Origin of the sequence: Streptomyces marokkonensis (genome assembly GCF_039539045.1) — a bacterium.
GTDB classification, from domain to species: Bacteria; Actinomycetota; Actinomycetes; order Streptomycetales; family Streptomycetaceae; genus Streptomyces; species Streptomyces marokkonensis.
In genome coordinates this window covers 24,627-39,447 of record NZ_BAABCQ010000061.1, presented here as the reverse complement: position 1 = coordinate 39,447, position 14,821 = coordinate 24,627, and the positions used below count along the sequence as shown (strand labels likewise).

The following is a 14,821-nucleotide window of genomic DNA, read 5'->3' as shown; positions in this document are numbered from 1 at the left end:
TCGTGCGTGACCGTCCGATAAACGGTTCGTTACTCCGTACGAGACCGCGAACGCGCGGCCGGGGACAGAGGGGCGGACAGGATGCCGGAGACTCCAGAGCCCACGCAATCGGGCACTTACGACAGGGACCGACTGGCACACGCTGTCGCCGCGGCCCGCAACTGGACAGACCTGATACGACGACTCGGCCTCAAGGCGAGTGGCGGTCAGCGAAAGGTTCTCCAGGAAAAGGTCGCAGGCCACGGGCTGGACACGAGTCACTTCGTCAAGCGCAGCCCATGGCGCAAGTACCCCGACGCGGCCATCGCCGAGGCCACCGCCTCGGCGACATCGCTGCGGGAGGTGGCATTGAAGCTGGGAGCGACCCCGGCCACCGGAACCCTGTCCCACATCCGGCGCCGCATCAGCGCCGCAGGAATCGATATCAGCCACTTCCCCGGCCTCAACCAGCCCGAGCCCGATCTGCCCTTCACTACAGATGAACTGCGTGCAGCCGCAGCAGCAGCTACCAGCGTGCGCGGCGTCGCACGTGCACTGGGTGTGCCGGACGACAGCCGTTCGCGCGCCACGCTGCGCCGCATGATGAGCACCCAAGAGATCGATACAAGTCACTTTTCGCACCGACGCCTGCACATTTCCGAAGAGCAGCTCCGCGACCTCGTACCGCGCTCCAAGAGCTACGCCGACGTCATGCGTAACCTCGGCCTGGAGGTCAATGACGTCAACCATCGACGCGTCCGACGCGCGGCTGCGCGTCTGGGTCTCGACACGAATCACTTCGAGCGTAGGCCCTGGGGGCGAGCTGAGCCGCCAGCCCCAACACCTACCGCTCACCGGGTACTGATCATCCTCCCCTCTCATGCAGGGCGAACGAACAGGGCTCAACTACACAAAGCCCTGGGTGAGATCGGAGTGCCGTACGCCTGCGAGACCTGCGGCAACACCGGTGCGTGGCTCGGTCAACCCATCACCCTGCAGATCGATCATGTCAATGGGAGCTGGCGAGACAATCGTAGAGAGAACCTGCGGTATCTCTGTCCCAACTGCCACGCCCTGACGGAGACCTGGTGTCGCCGGAAGGGTAGGACGCCCCTCGCAGGGTGACCCGTGGCCCCGTACACTGAATGCCGCCGGTCGAGCACGATGACCGTTTTTGAGCGGCCGTGATGGAATTTGGCAGTCATGCTGGGTTTAGGTCCCAGTGGGTTCACACCCGTGTGGGTTCGAGTCCCACCGGCCGCACGCACAGAGGGGCCGCTCAACAGGCGGCCCCTCTGCCGTCACTCACCCCAACAATTCCCGCACCACCGGCACCAGCGCCCTGAACGCCTTCCCCCGGTGGCTGATCGCGTTCTTCTCCGCCGCCGTCAGTTCCGCGCAGGTGCGGGTCTCGCCCTCCGGCTGGAGGATCGGGTCGTAGCCGAAGCCGCCCGTGCCGGCGGGGGTGTGGCGCAGGGTGCCCGGCAGTTGGCCCTCGACGACCCGTTCCGTGCCGTCGGGCAGGGCCAGGGCCGCGGCGCACGCGAAGTACGCGCCCCGGTGCTCGTCCGCGATGTCGGAGAGCTGGGCGAGGAGGAGGTCGAGGTTGGCCTGGTCGTCGCCGTGGGTGCCGGACCAGCGGGCGGAGAAGATGCCGGGGGCGCCGTTCAGGACGTCGACGCAGAGGCCGGAGTCGTCGGCGACGGCGGGGAGGCCGGTGGCGCGGGCCAGGGCGTGCGCCTTGAGGAGGGCGTTCTCGGCGAAGGTGACGCCGGTTTCCTTGACGTCGGGGATCTGAGGGTAGGCGTCCGCGCCGACGAGGTCGTGGGGCAGGCCCGCGTCGGCGAGGATGGCCCTCAGTTCGGTGATCTTTCCGGCGTTGCGGGTGGCGAGGATCAGGCGGGTCATGGGTTCAGTATCCCGGGCGTCCGCCGGTCTCCGCGCACCCGCTCCCCCTATGGCGTGCAGACCTTCGTCAGTTCGCCCGCCGCGTCGGTGACGGGGCTGAGGTCGGGGGTGTTGTCGCCGTCCTCGACGGAGGTGCGGACGTTGCCGACGGCCTTGCCGAGGTCTTCGACGGCCTGGTTGACGTCCGCGTTGTCGGACTGGTCGCCGATCTTGTCGAGGTTCTTGTCTATGGAGGTGAGGGATTCCTCGAGTTGCGTCGGGTCGTTGGCCGCGTTCTCCACGGCCTGCTGGAGCGCGGTGACGCTGTCGGCGATGGCGTCGGCGGTCTGGACGCAGTCGAGCGCCTTGTCGACGGCGTCGCAGCCGGTGGTGAGGCCGGTCGTCAGGGCGATGGCCGCCAGGGTGGCGGCGGCGGTGGCGGTGCGACGAAGGCGTCGGTGGCGGCTCGCGGCCATGGGTGTCGGTCCTCCCCTTGGGACAGGGCCGGGCGGCCCGTGTGTGGCGGTGCGGCGTCGGGCGTACGGCGGGTGCGTCGGCCGTACGCCCGTAGTGCTCGTGCTCGTACTGCTAGTGACGCCGGGGTGGGCGGCGGAGTTGCGTGTGCGGGCCGCCTTTTCCTGATGCGCCCTTGGTGGCCCTTGGTCTGCCTTTGGCGCCCTCTTTACCTTTCGAGGACCGTGCCGAGGGCCTTGCGCTGGAGTTCGGCCAGTTCGGCGCAGCCGGCGGCGGCGAGGTCGAGGAGGGCGTTGAGTTCGTCGCGGTCGAAGGGGGCGGCCTCGGCGGTGCCCTGGACCTCGACGAAGCGGCCGTCGCCGGTGCAGACGACGTTCATGTCGGTCTCGGCTCGGACGTCCTCCTCGTAGGGGAGGTCGAGGAGGGGGGTGCCGTCGACGATGCCGACGGAGACGGCGGCGACGGTGCCGGTGAGGGGCTTGCGGCTGGGCTTGATCAGCTTCTTGGTGGTCTGGGCCCAGGTGATGGCGTCGGCGAGGGCGACGTAGGCGCCGGTGATGGCGGCGGTGCGGGTGCCGCCGTCGGCCTGGAGGACGTCGCAGTCCAGGACGATGGTGTTCTCGCCGAGTGCCTTGTAGTCGATGACGGCGCGCAGGGAGCGGCCGATGAGGCGGCTGATCTCGTGGGTGCGGCCGCCGATGCGCCCCTTGACGGACTCGCGGTCGCCGCGGGTGTTGGTGGCTCGGGGGAGCATGGCGTATTCGGCGGTGACCCAGCCTTCGCCACTGCCCTTGCGCCAGCGGGGGACGCCTTCGGTGACGGAGGCGTTGCAGAGGACTTTGGTGTCGCCGAAGGAGACGAGGACGGAGCCTTCGGCGTGTTTGGTCCAGCCGCGTTCGATGGTGACGGGGCGGAGCTGTTGGGGGGTGCGGCCGTCGATTCGTGACATGCGGGTGAGCCTAGCGGGCGTGCGTGAGGGGCCCCTCCCGTGGTGGGAGGGGCCCCTCTGCGCCGCGCGCGTGTGCTGCGCGTCGTTACATCAGGCGTTACATCATGTCTTCGATCTCGGCGGCGATCGGGTCGGCGTCGGTGCCGATGACGACCTGGATGGCGGTGCCCATCTTGACGACGCCGTGGGCACCGGCGGCCTTGAGGGCGGCTTCGTTGACCAGCGCGGGGTCGTTGACCTCGGTGCGGAGTCGGGTGATGCAGCCTTCGATCTCGTCGATGTTCTCGATGCCGCCGAGGCCGGCGACGATCTTCTCAGCCTTGCTGGCCATGTTCGTTCTCCCTGATCCGAGCCGCTTTGTCGCAGTAACCCACAGTTGGCCCATCTTCGCGAGCCATCTGTGCGGTCTGTCACGAATGATGGCGTCACGACGGCGGAGCCGTCAGTCAACTGGTCTACACCAGTGTACCGGCGACCTGATCGAGACCGGATGGAGACCGGATGAGTGCCGACAGCGCGGCCAGTCCCGCTCGCGCCCGTTGGAACACGGCGTTCCAAGGGTTGCAGAAGATGGGTCGCAGTCTCCAGTTGCCCATCGCTGTCCTGCCCGCCGCCGGCATTCTCAACCGGCTGGGGCAGCCGGATGTGTTCGGGGACGACGGTCTCGGCTGGTCGAACATCTCGAAGGTGATGACGGGCGCGGGTGGTGCGCTGCTCGACAGTTCGTTGGGGCTGCCACTGCTGTTCTGTGTGGGTGTGGCCATCGGGATGGCGAAGAAGGCCGACGGTTCGACGGCGTTGGCGGCGGTGGCGGGGTTCCTCGTCTACTTCAACGTGCTGCGGCAGTTTCCGGAGGACTGTCCGGAGGGGTCCCAGGCGGTGCCGCAGGTCGGCTGCCGGGTGACGGACGGTTCGGGGGAGGTGACCGCGTTCGTCTTCCAGAATCCGGGGGTGTTCGGCGGCATCGTGATGGGGTTGCTGACGGCGTACTTCTGGCAGCGGTTCCATCGGACGAGGCTGGTGGACTGGCTCGGGTTCTTCAACGGGCGCCGGCTGGTGCCGATCATCATGGCGTTCGTGGCGATCCTGTTCGCGGCGCTGTGTCTGTGGGTGTGGCCGCCGATCGGTGACGCGCTGGAGGGTTTCAGCGACTGGATGACCGGGATCGGCGCGTGGGGCGCGGGCGTGTTCGGGCTGGCGAACCGGGCGTTGCTGGTGATCGGGCTGCATCAGTTCCTGAACGTGCCGATGTGGTTCCAGTTCGGCAGTTACACGAATCCGGACGGCACGGTGGTGCACGGTGACATCAACATGTTCCTGGCGGGTGATCCCGACGCGGGCCAGTTCACCTCGGGCTTCTTCCCGATCATGATGTTCGCGCTGCCCGCGGCGGCGTTGGCGATCACGCACTGCGCGAAGCCGCACCGGCGCAAGGAGGTCGGTGGTCTGATGCTGTCGTTGGCGTTGACGTCGTTCGTGACGGGGATCACGGAGCCGCTGGAGTACTCGTTCCTGTTCATCGCGCCGGTGCTGTACGTGGTGCACGCGGTGCTGACGGGTGTGTCGATGGCGGTGACGTGGGGGCTGGGTGTGAAGGACGGGTTCAGTTTCTCGGCGGGGCTGATCGACTACGTCATCAACTGGAACCTGGCGACCCGGCCGTGGCTGATCATTCCGATCGGTCTGTGTTTCGCGGTGGTGTACTACGTCGTCTTCCGGTTCGCGATCACGAGGTTCGATCTGAAGACGCCGGGGCGGGAGCCGGAGGACGAGGTGGAGGACGTCACGAAGGTGTAGACCTCATGTGCCGCTCACGTACTCTTTGACCGTGGTCTTACGAAGGCCCCCGGACCGTTGGTCCGGGGGCCTTCGGCGCGCCCTCGCGCGGGTGCGTGCGGGCGCGGGTGCGCACTCGTGCGTGCGCGGGTGCGTGCGCGGTTCTGATCGGGTGCGGGCGTGGCGGACCGGCCCGGGAATCACGGGTTCCTTACGCGGCCTTCATCGTGCTACAACAGGTCTACACCACTGAGTGGTGTAGACCACCACCCGATGGAGGAAGTATGAGCACCGCCACCGACAAGGCGGCCCCCGCGAAGAAGCGGGGTTCTGGTCTTTTCCAGGGTTTGCAGAAGGTCGGCCGCAGCCTGCAGCTCCCGATCGCCGTGCTGCCGGCGGCGGGCATCATGGTCCGGCTCGGCCAGGACGACATCTTCGGCAAGGACGGCCTGGGCTGGGACCGGGTCGCCGCCGTCTTCAACAACGCGGGCGGTGCTCTGACCGGCTCGCTGCCGATCCTGTTCTGCATAGGCGTGGCCATCGGCTTCGCCAAGAAGGCGGACGGTTCGACCGCGCTGGCCGCGGTGGTCGGCTTCCTCGTCTACAGCAAGGTCCTGGAGGCCTTCCCGGTCACCGAGGCGGTGGTCCAGGAGGGCGCGGACGTCGCGGCGACGTACAACGACCCGGGTGTCCTGGGCGGCATCATCATGGGTCTGCTCTCCGCCGTTCTGTGGCAGCGGTTCCATCGCACCAAGCTGGTGGACTGGCTCGGCTTCTTCAACGGCCGCCGGCTGGTGCCGATCATCATGGCCTTCGTCGGCATCGTGGTCGGTGTCTTCTTCGGTCTGGTCTGGGAGCCCATCGGTACCGGCATCTCCAACTTCGGTGAGTGGATGACCGGCCTCGGCGCCGGTGGCGCGGCCCTGTTCGGCGGCGTGAACCGGGCGCTGATCCCGGTCGGCATGCACCAGTTCGTCAACACCGTGGCCTGGTTCCAGCTCGGCGACTTCACGAACTCCGCCGGTGAGATCGTGCACGGTGACATCACCCGCTTCCTGGCCGGTGACCCGTCCGCCGGTATCTTCCAGTCGGGCTTCTTCCCGATCATGATGTTCGGTCTGCCGGCCGCCGCGATCGCCATCGCGCACTGTGCCCGCCCGGAGCGCCGCAAGGCCGTGATGGGCATGATGGTCTCCCTGGCCGCGACCTCGTTCGTCACCGGTGTGACCGAGCCGATCGAGTTCTCGTTCATGTTCATCGCGCCGGTCCTGTACGTGCTGCACGCGGTGCTCACCGCCATCTCGATGGCGCTCACCTGGGGCCTGGGGGTGCACGCCGGCTTCAACTTCTCGGCCGGTGCCATCGACTACGCCCTGAACTGGCATCTGGCCACCAAGCCATGGCTGATCATCCCGATCGGTCTGGTGTTCGCGGCGATCTACTACGTGACGTTCCGCTTCGCGATCATCAAGTTCAACCTGAAGACCCCGGGCCGCGAGCCCGAGGAGGAGGTCGAGGACCTCACGAAGGCGTGAGTCCCCGCCGTACGGCATGACGAAGGCCCCGGAACCGGGAAGGTTCCGGGGCCTTCGTCATGCCCGCGTACGCGTCCTGCGCGTCCTGCGCGTCCTGCGCGTCCTAGATCTCGTACACCGCGCCCGGTGCGGCGACCTCCGACGGGCCGTCGTAGACCTCGCGCGCGTCGGCGAGGTTGACCTGGGGGTCGGTCCACGGGGGGATGTGGGTGAGGACCAGGCGCCGGGCGCCGGCGCGGGTGGCGCTCTCGCCCGCCTGGCGGCCGTTGAGGTGGAGGTCGGGGATGTTCTCCTTGCCGTGCGTGAAGGCGGCCTCGCACAGGAACAGGTCGGTGTCGCGGGCGAGTTCGTCCAGGGTGGGGGTGACGCCCGTGTCGCCGGAGTAGGTCAGCGACCTGCCGCCGTGCTCGACGCGGATGGCGTAGGCCTCCACGGGGTGGGCGACGCGTTCGGTGTGCACGGTGAAGGGGCCGACCTCGAAGGTGGACGGCTTGACCGTGTGGAAGTCGAAGACCTCGCTCATGGACGAGGCCGAGGGGGTGTCGGCGTAGGCGGTGGTGAGCCGGTGCTCGGTGCCCTCGGGTCCGTAGACCGGGAGGGGGTCGCAGCGGCCGCCGTCGTGCCGGTAGTAGCGCGCCACGAAGTAGGCGCACATGTCGATGCAGTGGTCGGCGTGCAGGTGGCTGAGGAAGATCGCGTCGAGGTCGTAGAGACCGCAGTGGCGCTGCAGCTCGCCGAGGGCTCCGTTGCCCATGTCGAGGAGCAGCCGGAAGCCATCGGCCTCGACGAGGTAGCTCGAGCAGGCCGATTCCGCGGACGGGAACGACCCCGAGCAGCCGACGACGGTGAGCTTCATGAAGCAGAAACCTCCGCTGGCGCGTGTGGAGAGACGGGGGTCGTGCGGTTTGTCGAGCGTAAGGCGCAAAACCTTTGGTCGCTCCTCTACCAGGGGCTGTTGTGGGCGAACTCACCTGCAGGCGCTGCCATCCGGGTTACCCGCCGTTCAGCCGTTCGACGAAGGTCCGAGGGCGGCATCGGGGGCGCTCACGCCGCCGCAGTCGGGAACTCCTCGACAGCCTCACGAGTGGCCCTGCCGATACCTCTGGTCCGGTCTCGGCTGGGTCATGCCCCTCTGGGGGCGCAGTGCTCTACTGCCGCTTACTCATCCGAGAAGTCGTTCCCGGGCGTACTCGCGTAGCTCGACCATCGGCTGCTCGGTCCGGTTGTCCAGCCGACGGATGAGGGCGAAGACGAGGTCGACGCAGCGGGCGGCTCCTGAGTCGAGGGCAGTGTCGAGAGCGGCGCGGGCGTCGGCCGCGGCAGCAGAGGCGTCTCGGTTGTGGAGTAAGCCTTCGGCCCGGTAGGTCAGGAACACCGCTCTGGTGCGGGAGCGGCGTGGATCGAGTTCGTCAAGTCCTTCGCCGATGGCGGCGTCGGCGCGGCCCGGGTCGCCGAGGTCGAGCCAGCACCGTCCGGCGTCGGCGTTTACGTCCGCCATCGACATCCAGGAGACCACGGGGGGTGTGTCCCGTGCGCGGACGCGTTCCAGTTCGGTCTCGGCGGACGTCAGCGCGTGCTGGGTCCCCTGGCGGTCCTGGAGTACGGCGCAGGCTCGTGCGCGGCGTACGTCGAGCAGGGAGCGGGCCGCCGGTGTCCGGGTGCGGGAGCGGGCGTGCTCCAGGACTCGGACCGCATCGGCGGGCCTGGACAGCCAGGTGGCCTGGTAGGCGAGATCGGACAGGGCGACGGCGGCCAGGTCGCGGTCCCCGGCTTGGTGGGCGGCGTGGACGGCGGCCTGCCAGTGGCGTTGGGCGTCGGCGTGCCGGTCTGCGTCGAAGCGCAGCCATGCGGCGCAGTGTGCGAGGTCGGCGGCCACGGCGTGGAGGCGGCGGCCGGCTTCCGCGGTGTAGCGGTCCTGGGTGATGAGGTCGATGGCGGTGTTCAGGTGGGCGTCGATGAGGCCGGAGACCTGCGGGTGCGGTCCGGCGGCAAGGGCTCGCAGCTCGCCGGAGCGCTGCTCCAGCCACGTCAGGAGTTCTGCGTCGATGCTCTGCCCGTCAAGGGCCTGCGCCAGGTGGCGGGGCTCGATGCTGGCCCAGTCGGCGGCGACCTCGATGAGGGTGCTGCTGCTGAGTACCAGGAAGGATTGCCGCGCCACCTCCATCCGGCAGGTCGCCGACCTGGTAGGCCGTCACTGCCCGGGCGCCGGGATCGTCGAGACCCCCCGGCCGCAGGGCGACCCGCTCGGCGCCTGCGCCGACATCACCCGTATGCGCCAGGTGCTGGGCTGGGCTCCGCAGCTGGGCATCGAGAACGGCATCCGCCGTTATCTGAAGTGGTTGGAGCGGACCCCCGAGGCGATCCCGGCGTGGCTGCACACTGAGGCCCGGGCCGCGTGAGGTGCTCAGACCACGGGAGGCCGGCCGAGGCGGGCCAGGGTGAACACGGTGCGCCAGCGCATCGGCCGGCGAGGCCCGCCCGGGGTGCGCCAGCCCTCGGCGAACCCACCGAACCAGGCCCGCAGCCCGGCGACGCTGCGGGTGCGGGCCAGCGTCAAGGTCACCCACACTCCCAAGTAGACGGGCACCAGCACCGCCGGCAGGTGCCGACGCGCCAGGTAGACCCGGTTGCGGGCATTGACCTGGTAGAAGAACGCGTGCCGGGCCGGGGAGGTACGCGGGTGCTGGAGCAGCAACTGCGGCTCGTAGCGCACCCGCCAGCCGGCGTCGATCGCCCGCCAGGCCATGTCGGTCTCCTCGTGCGCGAAGAAGAAGGCGTCCGGCCAGTGGCCGACCTGGGCCAGCATCTTCGTGGACAGTACGTGGGCCCCGCCGAGGAAGCCGGTCACCAGTCCGCCGCGCATCGGATCACCGGCCCGCAGGCGAGGGACGTGGCGGCGCTGGGTTGCCCCGGTCTCGTCCGCGATGCGGAAGCCGACGATCCCCAGCTGGGGGTCTGCCTCGTACAGCGTGGTGATCGTGGCGAAGACGTCGTCGGAGACCAGCAGGCCGTCGTCGTCCAGGTCCAGCACCAGGTCCATGTCCTCGAGGTGCTCCAGGGCGGCGTTGCGGCCGCCGGTCACTCCTAGGTTCTCCGCCAGCTGCACCGTCTCCACCCACGGCGGCAGATCGGGCATCGCGCACCCGTTGGCCACCACCACGGTTCGGGCCGCCGGAGCCGTCTGTGCCCGGACCGAGGCCAGCAGCTTGGCCAGCTCCTTGGGCCGCGTGCCCATCGTCAGGATCGCCACGCCCAGCTTCACGCCTGTTTCGTACCCATCTGTCTGAAGGACTCCATGACCGATCGGACTCTGCCCGGCCCCGCCTGCCTGTATGAACTCGCCGCTGAACGCCGACTGCCCGCCCACCAGCCGATGGACCAGGTGACACTCAGGTGGATCGCGGACAACCGACCAGTGAACTTCGATGCCGCGCCCAGCTTCCCACGCCTGGGGCCGACGCTCGTACCGGCCCGGTCCTGGTTCGCGATCGAGCGCCAGGCCGATTCCAACCACGGCATCCGTCACAACGCCCGGGTCAGCCTGCTCGCCGCGCTCCTGGCCCAGGAGTACGGGTTCGACCGGGACGCCGTCGCAGCGGTGTGCGCCGCCGGGGCGGTCCACGACTGCCGACGGAACGACGACCGGGCGGACCCCGGTCACGGGCGGCGCGCCGCGGCGTGGTTCCGGCATCACGCCGACACAGTCACTCGCGCCCTGGAGCACGAGGTTCCGGCTCCCTTGCTGCACCGGGCGGCACAAGCAATCGCCGTGCACGACGTGCCCTACGACCGCTTCACCGCACGCCAGGAGCGCGCCTACCGGCACGCCCCGCACCTCGTCGACGTCCTCAAGGCGGCCGACTGCCTGGACCGCTACCGCCTGCCGCTGAAGCGGTGGTGGCCGGACACGACCCGGCTGCGGATCCCGGTGCCCGACTGGCTGCCCCCGGCCGCGTTTGCCCTCGTCCTACGCAGCGAGCAGGCCGGTCTCGACGGAGCCACCCACCACCATGCCCTCACCGGCGCCCGCCATAGCCTCACCCTCGGCCAGTAGGAGACCTCCCGTGGACACCGACCTCGACGACGCCCACACCGACCACACCAGCACCCGCACCCGGCCGGTGGCTGCCGGGTGCGCCGAGAGCGAGGCGGACTGGCGCCGCCGACTGCAGCACGACACTCCCGGCGGCCGGCTGCTGGCCCACAACGCCATGACCCGCGCCCTCGCCGACGGCCGCCCGATCCATCTGATGCACACCACGACGGCGCTAAACGCCATCCGCGCCAGCGGCCAGCTGTACGCCTCTTCCGGGTGCCTGCTCGCCGCGCTGTACTGCGCGCCCCTGACTCCGACCTCCGCCGGCCTGCGTCCGCACAACCTCGGCGGCTACCTGCTGCAGACCAAGCCGCACACTCGCACTCTGATGATCGAGATCACGCCCACCGCCCCGGTACCGGCCATGGGCATCGACTACCTGCGGCTCGGCCGCGTCCACCTGCACACCTACCTGGATCACCGCAGCTTCCTCACCGAGGCCGAAGACGCCCAGCTTCGCGGGAAGGCGCTGCACCAGATCCGCGTGGCCGCCCCCTTCCTTGACGTGATCCTGGCCAACGCCACCGGACGCCGGACTCCGCCGGGAACGTTCGTGGACCAGCTCGCCGCCGCCGCCCAGGACCTGCCGTTCCTGGGTTACGTGTACTTCGAAGTGCTGTCGGAGTACCTGATGCTCCACTCCACCAGCGCGGAGACCAAGACGTACGCAGCTGCCGGCGAGATGAACAACCATCTCTACAAGCGCCTGGCGTTCTCCGCGGTCAGCGGCATGGACAAGCTGTTCGACCTGTCCCGCTTCCACCCGGGGCACCAGCGCCTGCACGACCTGATCGTTGGCATCGAGCCCCGTCTCGCGCCCGGAGCAGCGCAGTACACCAGGGGCCGCCTCTCCCACCTGTTCACCGCTCTGGCCGTCGAATCCGGCCAGGACGCGACCTCCTTCAGCTTCCGCGACCAGGACTTCGACGGCCTCACCCGGACCGCGCCGTCCCTGCTGGGGCAGACGCTCTTCCGCGAGATGCGGATCCTTCAGCGCTATCCGCAGCTCTACCTCGCCTTCGAGCAGGCCAAGGCCCTTCGGGCATGGAACTACTGGAACAGCCACCAGATCGCGACGCCGTTCAACGGGTTCCTCCCCAAGGGCGAGATCGGTGTCAACCCCTCCTATCCCGCCGCAGACTGCGCGGTGTGGCTGGCGGAGACCTGCGAGCGAGGCCTGCTTCACCCGGTCGACGAACTCGACGTCGCCTTCGTGCCCCGCCTGGCGGACCTGGGCATGACCGCCATGCGCCGGGACGCCACGGGCAAGGCCGCCGGGCATCCGGCCGTCACCTGAACTGATCGTCCGACGCCGTTACCAGGCCCGCCCACCCCGCCGGACTGCTTCGCCGATGTTCGTGCACCGTGGACAGCGGCCAGCTGTTCGATGTTCCGGGCACGTTGCCGCCGGGACCGACGGCGCAGGCCAGGAGAGCGCGCTTCGGCAATGGTACGAGCGGCGAGGCGGCGTTCCTCGGCGAGCGCAGCGGCTTCTGCTGCCTCCGATTTAGGCGCGAACTCCGCTCGAAGTTTTGCGGGGCCATCCAGGGAGCGCGGGGTGGTGGTGTGCGCCGGTACGGTCGTCGGTATGGACACGTCCTGGTGGTGGTTCGCCTTCGCGGCGGTGGTGGTGCTCGCGCTCGTCGCCACGGTCGTGGACGGCTGGGGGCGGGGGCGGCGGCCTCCTCGACCGGGTGGCGCCCGGCGTCCGCCGGGTCGGCCCACGGGTCCGCGGGGGCGGGCGGCGCGGCCGCGGCCCGCGGAGATCTGGTGGGCGCGGGTGCCGTACGAGGACGGGGCGGGTGCGAAGGACCGGCCGTGTCTGGTGATCTCGGTGCGCGGTCGGCGGGTGCTGGTCGTGAAGATCACCAGCCGTTACCGGGACGAGCGGGCCGGGGTGATCATGTTGCCGCCGGGCTCGGTCGGGGACGCGCGGGGGCGGACGAGTTTCCTGGAGACCGGCGAGTTGCGGGAGGTGCCGGTGAAGGACTTCCGGCGCCGGGTGGGCGAGGTGGAACCGGCCCTGTGGGATCGGGTTCGTCACCTCGCCCGGTGAGGCGTCAGGCCCAGAGCTGGCCCTGGAGGGTCTCGATGGCCTCTTCGGTGGTGGCCGCCGTGTAGACGCCGGTGGAGAGGTACTTCCAGCCGCCGTCGGCGACGACGAAGGCGATGTCCGCGCTCTCGCCGGCCTTCACCGCCTTCCTGCCGACGCCGATCGCCGCGTGCAGGGCGGCGCCGGTGGAGACGCCGGCGAAGATGCCCTCCTGCTGGAGGAGTTCCCGGGTGCGGGTCACGGCGTCCGCCGAGCCGACCGAGAAGCGGGTGGTGAGGACGGAGGCGTCGTACAGCTCGGGTACGAAGCCCTCGTCGAGGTTGCGCAGGCCGTAGACCAGGTCGTCGTAGCGTGGTTCGGCGGCGACGATCTTGACGTCGGGTTTGTTCTCGCGCAGGTAGCGGCCGACGCCCATGAGGGTGCCGGTGGTGCCGAGGCCGGCCACGAAGTGGGTGATGGAGGGCAGGTCGGCGAGGATCTCGGGGCCGGTGCCGGCGTAGTGGGCGCCGGCGTTGTCGGGGTTGCCGTACTGGTAGAGCATCACCCAGTCGGGGTGCTCGGCGGAGAGTTCCTTGGCGACCCGTACGGCGGTGTTGGAGCCGCCCGCGGCCGGGGAGGAGACGATTTCCGCGCCCCACATGGCGAGGAGGTCGCGGCGCTCCTGGGAGGTGTTCTCGGGCATGACGCAGACGATGCGGTAGCCCTTGAGCTTGGCGGCCATGGCGAGTGAGATGCCGGTGTTGCCGCTGGTCGGCTCGAGGATGGTGCAGCCCGGAGTGAGGCGGCCGTTCTTCTCCGCCTGTTCGATCATGTGGAGCGCGGGGCGGTCCTTGACCGAGCCGGTGGGGTTGCGGTCCTCCAGTTTGGCCCAGATGCGGACGTCGTCGGAGGGCGACAGCCGCGGCAGGCGCACCAGGGGGGTGTTGCCCACCGCGGCCAGCGGGGTGTCGTAGCGCATCGCCGATCAGGCCATACCGCCGGCGACGGCCGGCAGGATCGTGATGCTGTCGCCGTCGGTGAGCTTGGTGTTGATGCCGTCGAGGAAGCGGACGTCCTCGTCGTTCAGGTAGACGTTGACGAAGCGGCGCAGCTGGTCGCCGTCCACGATGCGGGCCTGGATGCCCGTGTGCCGGGTCTCGAGGTCGGCGAAGAGCTCGGTGAGGGTCTCCCCGGCGCCCTCCACTGCCTTCTGGCCGTCGGTGTACTGGCGGAGGATGGTCGGGATGCGGACCTCGATGGCCATGGCTGAGGGCTCCTGTCGGAAGGTGTCGTGGGTTCGGTGAGGCGCGCGGCGACGCGCGGCGGCCTGCCGCGGCTCACGGCCGTACGGCGGCAGCGGAGGATCGGATCAACAGATGGCGCTGTTCAGCCTGCACAGGTCGACGTGCAGGCGCGCCACGAGCAGCGTGCCCGGCGCCTTTTCGCTCACGTCGAGAAGAACCATGGGCTCATCGTATCGATTCCCGGTCCGGCATTCGGAGTGTGATCTCACCTCTTGGACGTTTTCCGCCCGCGATGCGATATCAGTACGCCTCCACGACCTTGACCTCCTCCTCCGTCACCTCTCCGTCCAGGATTCGGAACGAGCGGAACTGGAAGTCGCCGGCGCCGTCGGTGTCGGCCGTGGAGACCAGGACGTAGTGGGCGCCGGGTTCGTTGGCGTAGGTGATGTCGGTGCGGGAGGGGTGGGCCTCGGTGGCCGTGTGGGAGTGGTAGATGATCACCGGCTCCTCGTCGCGGTCGTCCATCTCGCGGTAGAGCTTGAGCAGGTCCTGCGAGTCGAACTCGTAGAAGGTCGGCGAGCGGGCGGCGTTCAGCATCGGGATGAACCGTTCGGGGCGGCCCTCGCCCACGGGGCCGGCCACCACGCCGCACGCCTCGTCGGGGTGGTCCTCGCGCGCGTGGGCGACGATCTGGTCGTACAGAGCCTGTGTGATGGTCAGCATGCGGCCCAGGATAAGCAGAAGGGCCGGCCCGTACCGGTGGGTGGTACGGACCGGCCCATATGCCGGACATCCTGAGCGGTGGCCGCGCCGGGTGCCACGAGCACCCCGTGCGGCCGGATGTCCGCG

18 protein-coding genes and 1 tRNA gene are annotated in these 14,821 nt (G+C 69.3%); 8 read left to right on the top strand and 11 right to left on the bottom strand.

Annotated features, from left to right (window positions below; all coding sequences use genetic code 11):
• Positions 1-81 precede the first annotated feature (81 nt).
• Complete coding sequence (locus tag ABEA26_RS17295) at positions 82-1,104, top strand: HNH endonuclease family protein (RefSeq protein WP_345593308.1); 1,023 nt, start codon at positions 82-84, stop codon at positions 1,102-1,104.
• A gap of 53 nt (positions 1,105-1,157) precedes the next feature.
• Positions 1,158-1,242: transfer RNA gene (locus ABEA26_RS17290), tRNA-Leu, on the top strand.
• A gap of 42 nt (positions 1,243-1,284) precedes the next feature.
• On the opposite strand, the gene rdgB is transcribed toward ABEA26_RS17290, so the two are convergent.
• The 4 genes from rdgB to ABEA26_RS17270 all read right to left on the bottom strand — a co-directional run bounded on the left by rdgB (position 1,285) and on the right by ABEA26_RS17270 (position 3,620).
• The gene (gene rdgB / locus ABEA26_RS17285; protein WP_345593306.1) at positions 1,285-1,887 is read right to left on the bottom strand and encodes an RdgB/HAM1 family non-canonical purine NTP pyrophosphatase; all 603 of its coding nucleotides are present in this window, start codon (positions 1,885-1,887) and stop codon (positions 1,285-1,287) included.
• Between the two features lie 47 nt (positions 1,888-1,934).
• Positions 1,935-2,342, bottom strand: a complete 408-nt coding sequence (locus ABEA26_RS17280; RefSeq protein ID WP_345593304.1) for a hypothetical protein — start codon at positions 2,340-2,342, stop codon at positions 1,935-1,937.
• Between the two features lie 206 nt (positions 2,343-2,548).
• Positions 2,549-3,289 (bottom strand): ribonuclease PH, encoded by a 741-nt coding sequence (gene rph, locus ABEA26_RS17275; protein ID WP_345593303.1) that lies wholly within the window; start codon positions 3,287-3,289, stop codon positions 2,549-2,551.
• Positions 3,290-3,386: 97 nt separating this feature from the next.
• Positions 3,387-3,620: a PTS sugar transporter subunit IIB gene (locus tag ABEA26_RS17270; RefSeq protein ID WP_064728108.1), complete on the bottom strand. Its 234-nt coding sequence runs from the start codon at positions 3,618-3,620 to the stop codon at positions 3,387-3,389.
• A 170-nt stretch (positions 3,621-3,790) separates the two neighbouring features.
• On the opposite strand from ABEA26_RS17270, the gene ABEA26_RS17265 reads away from it, so the two are divergent.
• Positions 3,791-5,086, top strand: coding sequence for a PTS transporter subunit EIIC (locus ABEA26_RS17265; RefSeq protein ID WP_345593301.1), 1,296 nt, complete (start codon positions 3,791-3,793; stop codon positions 5,084-5,086).
• Between the two features lie 263 nt (positions 5,087-5,349).
• Complete coding sequence (locus tag ABEA26_RS17260) at positions 5,350-6,600, top strand: PTS transporter subunit EIIC (RefSeq protein WP_345593300.1); 1,251 nt, start codon at positions 5,350-5,352, stop codon at positions 6,598-6,600.
• Between the two features lie 103 nt (positions 6,601-6,703).
• Here ABEA26_RS17260 and ABEA26_RS17255 read toward each other — a convergent pair whose 3' ends face one another.
• Both ABEA26_RS17255 and ABEA26_RS17250 read right to left on the bottom strand, forming a co-directional pair.
• On the bottom strand, positions 6,704-7,456 hold the full coding sequence (locus ABEA26_RS17255; protein ID WP_345593299.1) for an MBL fold metallo-hydrolase: 753 nt from the start codon (positions 7,454-7,456) through the stop codon (positions 6,704-6,706).
• A gap of 306 nt (positions 7,457-7,762) precedes the next feature.
• The gene (locus ABEA26_RS17250) at positions 7,763-8,758 is read right to left on the bottom strand and encodes an NsdA family TPR-like regulatory protein (RefSeq protein ID WP_345593298.1); all 996 of its coding nucleotides are present in this window, start codon (positions 8,756-8,758) and stop codon (positions 7,763-7,765) included.
• Here ABEA26_RS17250 and ABEA26_RS17245 point away from each other — a divergent pair.
• Positions 8,721-8,999: an NAD-dependent epimerase/dehydratase family protein gene (locus ABEA26_RS17245; protein ID WP_345593297.1), complete on the top strand. Its 279-nt coding sequence runs from the start codon at positions 8,721-8,723 to the stop codon at positions 8,997-8,999. The genes ABEA26_RS17250 and ABEA26_RS17245 overlap by 38 nt on opposite strands.
• A 5-nt stretch (positions 9,000-9,004) precedes the next feature.
• On the opposite strand, the gene ABEA26_RS17240 is transcribed toward ABEA26_RS17245, so the two are convergent.
• Positions 9,005-9,835, bottom strand: a complete 831-nt coding sequence (locus ABEA26_RS17240; RefSeq protein ID WP_345593310.1) for a glycosyltransferase family 2 protein — start codon at positions 9,833-9,835, stop codon at positions 9,005-9,007.
• A 60-nt stretch (positions 9,836-9,895) separates the two neighbouring features.
• Here ABEA26_RS17240 and ABEA26_RS17235 point away from each other — a divergent pair, with 60 nt between their 5' ends.
• From ABEA26_RS17235 to ABEA26_RS17225, 3 genes are all read left to right on the top strand, one after another.
• Positions 9,896-10,654 (top strand): hypothetical protein, encoded by a 759-nt coding sequence (locus ABEA26_RS17235; RefSeq protein ID WP_345593296.1) that lies wholly within the window; start codon positions 9,896-9,898, stop codon positions 10,652-10,654.
• A 10-nt stretch (positions 10,655-10,664) separates the two neighbouring features.
• Positions 10,665-11,993: a hypothetical protein gene (locus tag ABEA26_RS17230; RefSeq protein ID WP_345593295.1), complete on the top strand. Its 1,329-nt coding sequence runs from the start codon at positions 10,665-10,667 to the stop codon at positions 11,991-11,993.
• Positions 11,994-12,284: 291 nt separating this feature from the next.
• Positions 12,285-12,752 (top strand): type II toxin-antitoxin system PemK/MazF family toxin, encoded by a 468-nt coding sequence (locus ABEA26_RS17225; RefSeq protein ID WP_345593294.1) that lies wholly within the window; start codon positions 12,285-12,287, stop codon positions 12,750-12,752.
• Between the two features lie 4 nt (positions 12,753-12,756).
• Here ABEA26_RS17225 and ABEA26_RS17220 read toward each other — a convergent pair whose 3' ends face one another.
• From ABEA26_RS17220 to ABEA26_RS17205, 4 genes are all read right to left on the bottom strand, one after another.
• Positions 12,757-13,707 carry a PLP-dependent cysteine synthase family protein gene (locus tag ABEA26_RS17220; RefSeq protein WP_345593293.1) on the bottom strand — a complete coding sequence of 317 codons (951 nt, stop codon included), beginning with the start codon at positions 13,705-13,707 and terminating at the stop codon, positions 12,757-12,759.
• A 6-nt stretch (positions 13,708-13,713) separates the two neighbouring features.
• Positions 13,714-13,992, bottom strand: coding sequence for a MoaD/ThiS family protein (locus ABEA26_RS17215; protein WP_345593291.1), 279 nt, complete (start codon positions 13,990-13,992; stop codon positions 13,714-13,716).
• A 105-nt stretch (positions 13,993-14,097) separates the two neighbouring features.
• Positions 14,098-14,193 (bottom strand): putative leader peptide, encoded by a 96-nt coding sequence (locus tag ABEA26_RS17210; protein WP_310873142.1) that lies wholly within the window; start codon positions 14,191-14,193, stop codon positions 14,098-14,100.
• A gap of 79 nt (positions 14,194-14,272) precedes the next feature.
• Positions 14,273-14,695, bottom strand: coding sequence for a M67 family metallopeptidase (locus tag ABEA26_RS17205; RefSeq protein WP_345593289.1), 423 nt, complete (start codon positions 14,693-14,695; stop codon positions 14,273-14,275).
• Positions 14,696-14,821: the final 126 nt, after the last annotated feature.